Source organism: Amycolatopsis sp. 3B14 (assembly GCF_050958625.1).
GTDB classification, from domain to species: Bacteria; Actinomycetota; Actinomycetes; order Mycobacteriales; family Pseudonocardiaceae; genus Amycolatopsis_E; species Amycolatopsis_E thermoflava.
Map to the genome: position 1 here is coordinate 18,280 of NZ_JBHZEN010000102.1, position 11,698 is coordinate 29,977.

The window sequence follows — 11,698 nt, forward strand, 5'->3', positions numbered from 1 at the left end:
CGGCGACCAAAAGCAGGCCGCGGATCGGGGGCGGGGGAGGTCTGGGGCGTGGTCGGAGGCCTGCGTTGCCGGGTGCGGATGGGTGCCCCGCCGGGAAGGCGGCGCAGTTGAGGCCTGCGTTGCCGGATGGCGGCCGGGTGCCAGTCGCGGTCCGGCTCGCGGGTGGGAGCCGTGCCGCGCCGCCCGTCCCTACCTCACGCTCCCTGCAGCGGCACGTCGTGCACCAGCTGCCGCACCGCCAGGTGCCTGCCGCGGATCTCGTCCCCGACCTCGGGCGAGTGCGGCTGCTCCAACGTCACCTGCGCCTTGGCCTCCCACACCGGCGGCTCGGCACCTCCCGCCAGCGCCCACGCCGCCTGGCGCGCGGCCCCCAGCGCGACATGCTCCGCCGGCTCCGGCACCACCACCGGCACCCCGAACACGATGGGCGCGATGGCCCGCACCGCCTCGGACTGGGCCGCCCCGCCGATCAGGAGCACCCGCCGGGCGGCCAGGCCCTGCGCCGCCACCGCGTCGAGACCCGCGGACAGGCCGCACAGCATCCCTTCGACCGCGGCGCGCGCCAGGTTTTCCGGCGTCATGTTGCTCCGGCGCAAGCCGTGCAGCGAACCGGCCGCCGTGGGCAGGTTCGGGGTGCGCTCGCCGTCCAGGTACGGCAGCAGCGTCAGGCCCTCGGCGCCCGGCTGGGCCGCCAGCGCCAGCCGGTCGAGCCCAGCCAGGTCGGTGCCCAGCATCGCGGCCGTCGCGGTCAGGACGCGCGCCGCGTTGAGCGTGCAGGCCAGCGGCAGGAACCGGCCGGTCGCGTCGGCGAAACCGGCGACCAGTCCGGTGGCGTCCGCGGACGCCGTCTCGCACACGCCGAACACCGTGCCGCTCGTGCCCAGCGACACCACGACGTCGCCCTCGCCGAGGCCGAGCGCCAGCGCCGCGGCCATGTTGTCGCCCGTGCCCGCCGACACGAGCACCCCGTCCGGGGTCCGCCCGGCCGCCTCCGCCGGGCCCAGCACCCGCGGCAGCTCCGGGTCCCGGCCGCCGAACGCGTGCTTGAGGATGTCCCGCCGGTACACGCCCTCCGCCGGCGAGAAGTAGCCCGTGCCGGACGCGTCGCCGCGGTCGGTCACCGCCTCGCCGCCGGTCAGGCGCCAGGTCAGCCAGTCGTGCGGCAGCACGACGCGCGCCACCCGGTCGGCCAGCTCCGGCTCGTTCTCCGCGAGCCACCGCAGCTTCGTCACGGTGAAGCTGGCGACCGGCACCGAGCCGACCGCCTCCGTCCACGCCGCCGGGCCGCCCAGCTCCCGCACCAGGTCCTCGGCCGCCTGCCCGGAGCGCGTGTCGTTCCACAGCAACGCCGGCCGCACGACCTCGCCGTCCTCGTCGAGGGTCACCATGCCGTGCTGCTGACCGCCGACGCCGAGCGCCTGGACGCCGTCCAGCAACCCGTCGCCGGCCTCGGTGAACGCCCGCCACCACTCGCGCGGGTCCACCTCGGTCGCGTCCGGGTGCGCGGCGCGGCCGGTGCGCACCACCGCGCCGGTCTCCGCGTCGCAAACGACGATCTTGGTCGACTGGGTGGACGAGTCGACCCCGGCCACGAGCTTGTCCGTCATGATCCCTCCGGAACTTCGGCCACCAGCACTTCCACGCCGAGCGCCCGCATCGCGGCGATCTCGTCGGCGGGCGTCATGTCGTCGGTGATCACGACGTCGTAGGCGCCGACGTCACCGTAGTCGTAGGTCGCCGTGCGGCCGAACTTCGAATGGTCGACCACGAGCACGTTCCGGTTCGACGCGGCCAGCGCGGCCGTCTTCAGGTCGGCGTAGTCGCGCACCGGGTGGTACAGCCGTCCGCCTGCGACCGCGGTCGCGGAGACGAATCCGACGTCGGCGCGCATCCGGCCGAGGGCGGCGACGGTGTCCGGGCCGCTGCACGAGTCGAACTCGGTGTAGCGGCCGCCGAGCAGCAGCACCTCGACGCCCTCGGCCTCGCCGAGTATGCGGGCCTCCTCCAGCGAGTTGGTGATCACCACCAGCCGCCCCAGCTCCGGGAACCGGCGGACCAGCGGGAACAACGTCGTCGAGTCGTCGACGAACACCGTCTGCCCGGCCGCCACCTGCTCGAACGCCAGCGCGGACAACGCTTCCTTCAGCGGCAGGTTGAGGTTCTCCCGGAAGCGCTTCGCCGTCTCCATGGTCAGCGCCGGGTACGCCGCCACCTTGCCGCGCAGCTTGCGCAGCAACCGCCGCTCCGCGAGGTCGTCGAGGTCGCGGTGCATCGTCATCAGGCTGACCCCGAACTGCTCGGTCAGCTGGTCGATGCGCACCTCACCGCAGTCGATCACGTGCCGCAGGACCTCCTGGCGGCGCTGCTCGACCTCGGCGTCGGACGGTCTAGGCACGCACCACCGCCTTGATGACCGAGTCGTCCTTCCCGGCGATGGTGAGGGCCTGCTCGACCTCGTCCAGGCCGAACCGGTGGGTGACCAGGCGGTCCAGGTCGACCTCGCCGCCCGCGGCCAGCGCGATCGCCGCCGGCCAGGTGTTCGCGTACCGGAAGGTGCCGGTGACCTCCAGCTCGAAGTTCTGCACGTGCGCCAGCGGCAGCGGGATCTCGTCGCCGCCCATGCCGATCAGCACGACCCGGCCGGCGCGGGCGACCGTGCGGATCGCCTGCCCGGCGGCGGCGGGCACGCCCGAGCATTCGAGCAGCACGTCCGGCTCGAACCCGGCGTCGGCCAGACTTTCCCGCGACACGTCGATCGTCGCGGTCGCGCCCAGCTCCTCCGCCACCTGGAGGCGGCGCGGGTTGACGTCGGTGACGACCACCTCGCTCGCGCCGAACGCCCGCGCGGTCTGCGTCGCGACCAGCCCGATCGGCCCGGCGCCGGTGATCAGCACGCGGCTGCCCGGCGCGACGCGCGACTTGCGGCTCGCCCACACGCCCACCGACAGCGGTTCGAGCAGGCCGGCCGCGTCGTCGCTGAGCGCGTCCGGTACCGGGTGCGCGAAGTCCTCGCGCAGCACCACGTACTCGCAGAACGCGCCGTCGATCGGCGGCGTGCCGAAGAACCGCATGCGCGGGCACAGGTTGTAGCGGCCCGCCTTGCACTGGCCGCACACCGAGCACGGCACGCCCGGTTCGAGGGCCACGCGCGCGCCGATCTCGTGCCGCCGCGCGTCCTTGCCTCTGGCGACGACCACGCCGCTGGGCTCGTGGCCGAGGACCAGCGGCTGCTCGACGACGAAGTCGCCGATGCGGCCGTGCTCGTAGTAGTGCACGTCGGAACCGCAGGTGCCGACGGAGGCGACCCGGATCAGCACCTCGTCCGGCGCAGGCTCCGGCACGGGACGCTCCTCGACGCGGATGTCGTGGATCCCGTACAGCACGGCGACCTTCATCGTCGCGGGCACTTCACTCACCTGTCACGGCTCCCAGCGTCAGGCCGGTGACCAGCCACCGGCGCACGGCGAGACCGGCCACGATCATCGGCAACACCACAATAGTGCCGATGGCCGTGAGCTGGCCCCAGTCGATTCCCGTCTGCGTCACGAGCTGGTCGGCGGCGATCGGCAGGGTCTGCGAGTGCGGACCGCTGAACACCAGCGCGAACGCGTAGTCGTTCCAGGAGAACACCAGGCACAGCACGAAGGTGGTCACCAGGCCCGACTTGGTCAGCGGCAGCACGACGTGCCAGAACGCCTGCCACCGCGTGCAGCCCGCGACCAGCGCCGACTCCTCCACCGACGGCGGCACCTCGGCGAAGAACGCGCTCATCAGCCAGATCGCGAACGGCAGGTTGAAGGTCAGGTACGCCAGGATCAGCCCGGGGATGCTGTCGATCAGGTTCGCGCCGCGGAACAGCAGGAACAGCGGCAGCACCACGACGGCGATCGGCGCCATCCGGGTCGAGATGATCCAGAACGCGACGTGCTTCTTGGCCCGCATCCGGGTGCCGGCGAGCCCGTAGCCCGCCAGCGCGCCGATCGCCACGGCGAGCACCGACGAGATCCCGGACGCGAGCACGCTGTGCCAGATGTAGGGGCCGAGGTTGTTGGCCCCGGTGAACAGGCTGCGGTAGTTCTCCAGCGTGGGCTGGAACAGGAACTCCGGCTCCGCGGCTGTGACGTCCACATCGGACTTGAACGAGGACGCCACCATCCACACCAGCGGCACCAGTGTCCACAGCAGACCGACGATCACCACGGCGCGGACGCCCAGCCGGGCGCGCAGCGGCGTGCGGTCGATGGCGCTCGTCATCGGGTCAGCCCCTTCCTGTCCAGTACCCGGACGAACGCCCGCGCGATGAGGATCGTCACGACGAGCATGACGAGCCCGATCACCGCGGCGTAGCCGAGGTCGAAGAAGCGGAAAGCCGTTTCGTACAGCCGGATCGGCACCGTCTTGGTCGCGTCGGCGGGGCCGCCGTTGGTGGTGACGCTGATGATGTCGAAGTAGCGCATCGCGTCCATCGAGCGGATCAGCAGCGCCACCAGCAGCACCCCGGAGATCGAGGGCAGCAGGACGTGCCGGAAGCTCTGCCAGCCGTTCGCACCGTCCAGCGCCGCGGCCTCGCGGATGCTCTGCGGCACCGCGGTCAGGCCGGCGAGCACGACCAGCGTGATCAGCGGCGTCCACTCCCAGACGTCCATCGCGACCACCGCCAGGAACGCCGACGTGCCGCCGCCGAGGATGTCGCCGTGGTAGCCGACCAGGCCGAGCAGCCACGTGTAGAGGCCGAACGTGGAGTCGGTGAGGAACCGGCCCAGCAGGCCGACGATCACCGGCGCGACGAACATCGGCAGCAGGAACAGCGTCAGCAGCAGGTTGCGGGCGCGCACCAGCTTCCACAGGCACAGCGCGAATCCCAGGCCCAGCACCATTTCCAGGCCGACGGTCAGCACGAAGAAGGCGATGGTGCGCAGCCACTGCACCCACAGGTCGAGGTCGCCGAACAGCCGCGCCCAGTAGGTCAGGCCGACGTTGTCGAACACGACCCCGCCGAGCAGGTGCACGCGCGAGAAGCTCATCGCGATGATCGTGACCAGCGGGATGACCGACAGCAGCGCGAGCAGGACCATGCCCGGCGTCATCATGAGGCCGTGGAAGCCGAACCGCTTGCGTGCCTTGGCGTTCCGGACGGGCGCCTCGGCGGGCGCGTCGAGTGTCGTGGTCATGCCGCCCACCCCCGTGCCGTGATCCGGTCGATCTTCGTGGCCGCGCCGCGCATGGTGTCCGCGGGCGAGGAATCCCCGGCGAGCATTTTGGACAGTTGCGTGTAGACGGCGGTGTCGCACTCGTTCCACATCGGGATCTTCGGCCGCAGACCGATGTTCTCCGGCTGCCACGCGGTGGCCACGGCGGGCGCGGCGAGGATGTTCGGCATCGCGGAGGGCCGGTGCTCGGCGGCGCGAACCTCGGGCAGGTCGTAGACGGACTGCCGGGTCGGGGTGCCGCCGCCCGCCTCGCTCTTGAGGTTGGCCAGCTGCGTCTGCGTCGAGGTCGCCCAGAGCACGAACAGCCAGGCGGCCATGCGCTCGTTGGGCTGGGTGTTGCCGTTGATGCCGATGCCGCAGCCGCCGTAGTGGTTGGCGGAGCGGACCGGACCGCGCGGCAGCGGGGCGTAACCGAAGCGGCCGGGCATGGCCTTCTCGTTGGCCGCCGCGTACTCGTGCCAGTTGACGCACATCGCGATGCGGCCCGAGCTGAGCGCCGGGGCCAGGCCGTTCCAGTCCCAGGTCTTCGACGACGGGTCGGCGATCGACAGGAGCCGCTGGTAGAACTCGGCGGCGGCGATGGCCTGGTCGCTGCCGAGGCGGCACGGGCCGGGGTCGGTGGTGCCGTAGAGGCCGACCTCGGTGCCGTTGTCGAAGTAGTCGCCGCCGTAGGACCACAGCACGTTGGAGAAGTCGCACATCAGCGAGTCGTGTTGTTTCGCCTGGTGGCCGGTGCCATAGGCGACCTCGTCGGCGTTGTCGTTGAACCACCGCGCGATCCGCAGGTACTCGTCCCAGGTGCGGTCGAGGCCAGGGGTCGGGTCGAAGCCGAGATCGTCGGCCATGCGGGCGCCGTACTTGTCGAACAGGTCGGCGCGGTACTGCCAGATCATCGTCGGGCAGTCGTAGGGGACGGCGAAGATCTTGTCCCGGTCGCCGAACCGGCCGGCCGCGTCGAGCTGGGTCGGGATGAAGTCGTCCCAGCCGGTGAGCTCGGGCAGGCCGGGCTGCGCGGCGAGTTCACGCAGGTCGACCAGGCCCTTCGAGTAGGGCGCGAGCACCTGGTAGGGGTCGGCGTAGATCACGTGGTACTGCGACTCGCCGCCGGCCAGGTCGAGCGCGACCTTCTGGACCAGGGCGGACAGCTCCAGCGTGACGATGTTGACGTTGATGCCGGTCAGGTCGGTGAACGGCTTGAGGTTCGCCGCGATCGCCGCGGTGGGGGCGGTGTTCTCGGAGATCAGGTTGATCGTGGCGCCTGCGAACTGGCGCCAGCGGTCGTCGGTGACGATCCGCGGCGCGTCCTGGCGGACGCCGCAGGCGCCGAGCAGGCCGCCGGTGGCGAGGGCCGCGCCGCCCGCCAGTGCCCCCCTGAGCACCGACCGCCGCGCGACGCCCCGTGGGGGCGCTCCCGTCATTGGGTTCCTCCGTAGTTGGTGGGGACGCCCACTTATTTACCAGAGGATCTCGCAGTTGTTAACACATAACTCGATAACTTGATGGGCAAGTTCTCCTGTCGGAGACTCTCGGTGATCGTTCGGATTCAGAGAGCGCTGGCGCGCACGGTCCGCATCCGGGAGCGCGGCGAGGGTCCCGGCGGCCGACCACACCACGAGCCCGCCCTCGCGAGCAGCGAGCCGATCAACCCGGACAGCACCCCTCCGCCCGGAGCCGCGCCGATCGCTCCCTCACGAGCACGCGCTCCGCGTCAGAGCACGCCGGCGCGCACCCTCCGCACCGCATCCGGAATCGCGGTGAGGATCCCGGAAGCCGAGACCGGCACCCCACGCGCCGCCAACTCCCCCGCCAGCGAGTGCACATACGCCGCACACCCAGCAGCCAGCCACGGCTCCAACCCACCAGCCAGCAACGAACCGATCAACCCCGACAACACATCCCCGGAACCAGCCGTCGCCAACCACGAGCCACGCGCCATATTGACCGTGCCCGCCCAGACCGCGTCAGAGCACGCCGGCGCGCACCCTCCGCACCGCATCCGGAATCGCGGTGAGGATCCCGGAAGCCGACACCGGCACCCCACGCGCCGCCAACTCCCCCGCCAGCGAGTGCACATACGCCGCACACCCAGCAGCCAGCCACGGCTCCAACCCACCCGCCAACAACGAGCCGATCAACCCCGACAACACATCTCCGGAACCAGCCGTCGCCAACCAAGAACCACGCGCGACATTGACCAGCACCCGGCCGTCCGGGGCGGCGACGATCGTCACGTTGCCCTTCAGCAGCACCACGGCGTTGTACTTCGCCGCGGCCTCCCGCACCGACGCCACGCGGTCCTCGCCCGGCGGGCGGCCCATCAGCCGTTCGAACTCGCCCGCGTGCGGGGTCAGCACCAGCGGCGTGCCCGGGTCGCGCGCGTCCAGGACGTCCGGGCGGTGCGCCATCAACGTGGTCGCGTCGGCGTCCGCGCACACCGGGACTCCCGCGCCAAGCACGTGGGCAAGCACCTCGCGCCCCTCACGGCCGGTCCCGATCCCCGGCCCGACCACCCACGCCTGCACGCGGCCCGCGTCGGTCACCGAACCGGTCGCCACGACCTCCGGCCACCGCGACCGCACGACGTCGGCCGCCGGCCCGGCGTAGCGCACCATGCCGGACGTCGCCAGCACCGCCGAGCCGGTCGCGAGCACCGCGGCGCCCGGGTAGGTCGCCGATCCGGCCGCGACGCCCGTCACGCCCTGGCTGTACTTGTTGTCCTCCGGCCCCGGCACCGGCCACGCGCGCCCGACGTCGGCCGCGTCCAGCTGCCACAGGTCCGGATCGTCCAGTTCGAGGCCGATGTCGACCAGCTCGACCCGCCCGCAACGCGACGGGTTGAGCACGTGCACCGGCTTCCGCGCGCCGAACGTGACCGTCCGCGTGGCCGTGACCGCGTCGCCCGGCACCACACCGGTGTCCGGCTCGACGCCGCTGGGCAGGTCGACTGCCAGCACCGGCGCGCGGACGTGCTCGACCAACGCGGCCGCGTCCGGGCGCAGACCGCCGTGCGCGGACAGGCCGACGATCCCGTCGATCACCAGGTCCGCGGCCTGGAGCACGGCCGGACCGTCCTCGGCGATGACCACCCGGCCCTTCGCCCGGCGCAACGCGGCGAGACCGGCGGCGTGCGCCTTCTCGGGCTTGAGCAGGATCGCGGTGACGCTCACATTGCGGCGGCGCAGGAACGCACCGGCCCACAACGCGTCACCGCCGTTGTTGCCCGCGCCGACGAGCAGCGCGACGCGGCGCCCGGACACCCGCCCGGTGTGCTCGGCCAGCATCTCGGCCGCGTGCACGGCGACCGCGAACGCGGCCTTGTGCATCAACGCGCCTTCCGGCGTGACGGCCAGCAGCCGGTCTTCGGCCGCGCGGATCCGGTCTGTCTTCCAGATGCCTTGCACGCGGCCTTGTCTACTCGACAGTGACCGACTTCGCCAGGTTGCGCGGCTTGTCCACGTCGTATCCACGCGAGCGAGCGATCTCGGCCGAGAGCACCTGCAGCGGCACGGTCGAGACCAGCGGCTGCAGCAGCGTCGGCACCGCCGGGACCTCGATCAGCTCGTCGGCGAACGGGCGCACCGTGTCGTCGCCCTCCTCGGCGATGACGATCGTGCGCGCGCCGCGGGCCTGGATCTCGCTGATGTTCGACACCAGCTTGGCGTGCAGCACCGCGCGGCCCTTCGGCGACGGCATCACGACGACGACCGGCAGGCCCTCCTCGATCAGCGCGATCGGGCCGTGCTTCAGCTCACCGGCGGCGAACGCCTCGGCGTGCATGTACGCCAACTCCTTGAGCTTGAGCGCGCCCTCCAGGGCGACCGGGTAGCCGACGTGCCTGCCCAGGAACAGCACGGCCTTCGAGTCGGCGATGTCCCGACTCAGCTCGCGAACCTGGTCCACAGTGGACAGCACCTTCTGGACGGCGGCGGGCATGGCCTCCAGCTCGGCGAACTCGCGCGCCACCTCGTCCGGGTACTTGGTGCCGCGGGCCTGCGCCAGCGCGAGGCCGACGAGGTAGTTCGCCGCGATCTGCGACAGGAACGTCTTCGTCGCCGCGACCCCGACCTCCGGCCCGGCGTGCGTGTAGAGCACGGCGTCGGACTCGCGCGGGATCTGCGCGCCGTTGGTGTTGCAGACGGCCAGCACGCGCGCCTTCTGGTCGCGGGCGTGGCGGATCGCTTCGAGCGTGTCGGCGGTCTCCCCGGACTGCGACACGGCGACGACCAGGGTGTCCCGGTCCAGCACCGGGTCGCGGTAGCGGAACTCGCTGGCCAGCTCGACCTCGACCGGCAGGCGGCACCAGTGCTCGATCGCGTACTTGGCGACCAAGCCGGAGTGGTAGGCCGAGCCGCAGGCCACCACGAACACCTTGTCCACCTCACGCAGGTCCTGGTCGGACAGGCGCTGCTCGTCGAGGATGATGCGGCCGCGGTCGAAGTGCCCGCGCAGCGTGTTCGCCAGCGCCTCCGGCTGCTCCTCGATCTCCTTGAGCATGAAGTACTCGTGGCCGCCCTTCTCTGCGGCCGAGAGGTCCCAGTTGACCGTGAACGGCTTGCCCTGCGCGGGCTCGCCGGCGAAGTCGGAGATGTCGTAGCCGTCGCGGCTGATGACGACAACCTGGTCCTGGCCCAGCTCGACAGCCTCGCGGGTGTGCTCGATGAAGGCCGACACGTCGGAGGCGACGAAGTGCTCGCCCTCGCCGACGCCGACGACCAGCGGCGACGACCGCCGCGCGGCGACGATCATGTCCGGCTGGTCGGCGTGGGTGACGACCAGGGTGAACGCGCCTTCGAGGCGGCGGCACACGGCCCGGACGCTGGCGGGAAGGTCACCGGCGGTGGGGCCGTCGGCGTAGGCGCGGGCCACCAGGTGGGCCGCGGTCTCGGTGTCGGTGTCGCTGGTCATCTCGACACCGTCGGCCTCCAGCTCGGCCCGGAGGGCGGCGAAGTTCTCGATGATGCCGTTGTGCACGACCGCGACGCGCTGCGAGGCGTCCTGGTGCGGGTGCGAGTTGCGGTCGATGGGCGCGCCGTGGGTCGCCCAGCGGGTGTGGCCCATGCCCGCGGTGCCCGCGAACCGGTCGAGGCCGTGTTCGGAGAGCGCGCCCTCCAGGTTGGCCAGGCGACCCGCCTTGCGTTCGACGGTCAGCGCGCCGGCGCCGTCCAGCACGGCCACCCCGGCCGAGTCATACCCGCGGTACTCCATCCGGCGCAGCCCGCCGAGCACGACGTCCAGCGCCTGCCGGTGACCGACATATCCCACGATTCCGCACACACCACCAGCCTAACGAGGGATACGGGTTGCGCTCCCCCGGCTCATCTCCACCTCGGCGAAACCGCGCTTCCGAAGGATGTTGCGCGGCCGTGCCGGGGCGGGCTGCCCTAAGCTCTCGACCATGGTCAGCAAGCCCAAGGAGCTGCTCGAAGAGCTGTCGCACGCGGGACCGCACGACGTGCTGCGGGGCAACCTCGCGCTCGCCGGATTGCCCGGTGTGGTGTTCACCCCACGAAGCGGCCTCGGGCTGCCGGCGGTGGCGTTCGGGCACGGTTGGTTGCAGCCGCCAGGGCGGTACCGCGGGCTGCTGGCGCATCTGGCGAGCTGGGGCATCGTGGCCGCCGCGCCCGCGACGCAGCTCGGTCCGCTGCCGTCGCACCGCCTGCTGGCCGCGGACCTGCGCACGACGCTCGACGTGGTGACCGGGGTGCGGCTCGGTCCGGACGCGATCAGCGTCGACCGGGACCGGCTGGGCCTGGCGGGCCACTCGACCGGCGGCGGATCGGCGGTGCTCGCCGCGGCCTCGGGCGGGGTGCGCGGGGTGGCGACGTTCGCCGCGGCGCAGACATTGCCGTCGGCGAGCGCGGCCGCGGTGCGGGTGACGGCGCCGGGGCTGCACCTGGCCGCGGACGGCGACCTGGTCGCCCCGGCGGGCGGCAACGCCGAGTCGATAGCCAAGGCCTGGGGCGGGCCGGTCCAGTACCGGAAAGTCGACAAGTCGACCCACCTGGCGTTGACCGAGGGCAGCCACTGGAGCCAGCGCCTGCTGCACGGGAAGCCGAACCACCGGACACAGGTGCTGGTGCGGGCCCTGTTCGCGGCGTTCTTCCTGACGCATCTGACGGGGACGGACAAGTACCGCCCGCTGCTGGAGACGGACGTGAAGCGCGCCGGGATCGACTTCTCGCGGGATGCTTTGCCGGTGGCTGCGTAGCTGGCCGGTGGGCTGGCTCGGCACGGCTACGCCGACATCCAGCGCCATGACACGCGGCGCGTGGCCAGCCGCAGCAGCCACTTGCCGTGCGATGGCCGGGGCACCGCCGGGCAGTTCCGTCGCCGGCCGGCGCACCGGCGCTCAGTTGCCTTGCACCCAGCACCGGCCTGGGCGGCACTGCGTGTGCCTACCTTGCACCGAACGCCAGCCTGCACAGCACCGAGTGCCGTCGCGCCACAGCGCCAGCCTGCGCAGCACCGAGTGCCGTCGCGCCGCAGCG

General features: G+C 72.1%; 10 protein-coding genes. 1 reads left to right on the forward strand and 9 read right to left on the reverse strand.

Translation table 11 applies throughout. The annotated features are described in order from the left end of the window. Positions 1-194 precede the first annotated feature (194 nt). The 9 genes from xylB to glmS all read right to left on the reverse strand — a co-directional run bounded on the left by xylB (position 195) and on the right by glmS (position 10,484). Positions 195-1,607 carry a xylulokinase gene (gene xylB, locus ACCP09_RS38555; protein WP_433753951.1) on the reverse strand — a complete coding sequence of 471 codons (1,413 nt, stop codon included), beginning with the start codon at positions 1,605-1,607 and terminating at the stop codon, positions 195-197. Beyond that, the gene (locus ACCP09_RS38560) at positions 1,604-2,395 is read right to left on the reverse strand and encodes a DeoR/GlpR family DNA-binding transcription regulator (protein WP_027932598.1); all 792 of its coding nucleotides are present in this window, start codon (positions 2,393-2,395) and stop codon (positions 1,604-1,606) included. Before ACCP09_RS38560 ends, xylB begins: the two co-directional genes overlap by 4 nt. Beyond that, entirely contained in the window at positions 2,388-3,407 is a 1,020-nt protein-coding gene (locus ACCP09_RS38565) for an NAD(P)-dependent alcohol dehydrogenase (protein ID WP_433753963.1), read from the reverse strand. The genes ACCP09_RS38560 and ACCP09_RS38565 overlap by 8 nt, the downstream gene beginning before the upstream one ends. A gap of 1 nt (position 3,408) precedes the next feature. Continuing rightward, complete coding sequence (locus ACCP09_RS38570) at positions 3,409-4,254, reverse strand: carbohydrate ABC transporter permease (RefSeq protein WP_123683984.1); 846 nt, start codon at positions 4,252-4,254, stop codon at positions 3,409-3,411. Further along, complete coding sequence (locus ACCP09_RS38575; RefSeq protein WP_433753954.1) at positions 4,251-5,171, reverse strand: carbohydrate ABC transporter permease; 921 nt, start codon at positions 5,169-5,171, stop codon at positions 4,251-4,253. The genes ACCP09_RS38570 and ACCP09_RS38575 overlap by 4 nt, the downstream gene beginning before the upstream one ends. Beyond that, positions 5,168-6,628, reverse strand: a complete 1,461-nt coding sequence (locus ACCP09_RS38580; protein ID WP_433753956.1) for an extracellular solute-binding protein — start codon at positions 6,626-6,628, stop codon at positions 5,168-5,170. Before ACCP09_RS38580 ends, ACCP09_RS38575 begins: the two co-directional genes overlap by 4 nt. Positions 6,629-6,918: 290 nt before the next feature. Continuing rightward, positions 6,919-7,284, reverse strand: a complete 366-nt coding sequence (locus tag ACCP09_RS38585; RefSeq protein WP_433753958.1) for an NAD(P)H-hydrate dehydratase — start codon at positions 7,282-7,284, stop codon at positions 6,919-6,921. Further along, positions 7,172-8,611, reverse strand: a complete 1,440-nt coding sequence (locus ACCP09_RS38590) for an NAD(P)H-hydrate dehydratase (RefSeq protein WP_433753960.1) — start codon at positions 8,609-8,611, stop codon at positions 7,172-7,174. The genes ACCP09_RS38585 and ACCP09_RS38590 overlap by 113 nt, the downstream gene beginning before the upstream one ends. 10 nt (positions 8,612-8,621) lie before the next feature. Further along, complete coding sequence (gene glmS, locus ACCP09_RS38595) at positions 8,622-10,484, reverse strand: glutamine--fructose-6-phosphate transaminase (isomerizing) (protein ID WP_400980143.1); 1,863 nt, start codon at positions 10,482-10,484, stop codon at positions 8,622-8,624. Between the two features lie 121 nt (positions 10,485-10,605). Here glmS and ACCP09_RS38600 point away from each other — a divergent pair, with 121 nt between their 5' ends. Then, positions 10,606-11,418, forward strand: coding sequence for a dienelactone hydrolase family protein (locus tag ACCP09_RS38600; RefSeq protein WP_123683988.1), 813 nt, complete (start codon positions 10,606-10,608; stop codon positions 11,416-11,418). Positions 11,419-11,698: the final 280 nt, after the last annotated feature.

Coding starts and splice junctions, on each gene's coding strand:
- xylB (WP_433753951.1), bottom strand. CDS start 1,607: ATGACGGACAAGCTCGTGGCCGGGGTCGACTCGTCCACCCAGTCGACC.
- ACCP09_RS38570 (WP_123683984.1), bottom strand. CDS start 4,254: ATGACGAGCGCCATCGACCGCACGCCGCTGCGCGCCCGGCTGGGCGTC.
- ACCP09_RS38575 (WP_433753954.1), bottom strand. CDS start 5,171: ATGACCACGACACTCGACGCGCCCGCCGAGGCGCCCGTCCGGAACGCC.
- ACCP09_RS38580 (WP_433753956.1), bottom strand. CDS start 6,628: ATGACGGGAGCGCCCCCACGGGGCGTCGCGCGGCGGTCGGTGCTCAGG.
- ACCP09_RS38585 (WP_433753958.1), bottom strand. CDS start 7,284: ATGTGCACTCGCTGGCGGGGGAGTTGGCGGCGCGTGGGGTGCCGGTGT.
- ACCP09_RS38600 (WP_123683988.1), top strand. CDS start 10,606: ATGGTCAGCAAGCCCAAGGAGCTGCTCGAAGAGCTGTCGCACGCGGGA.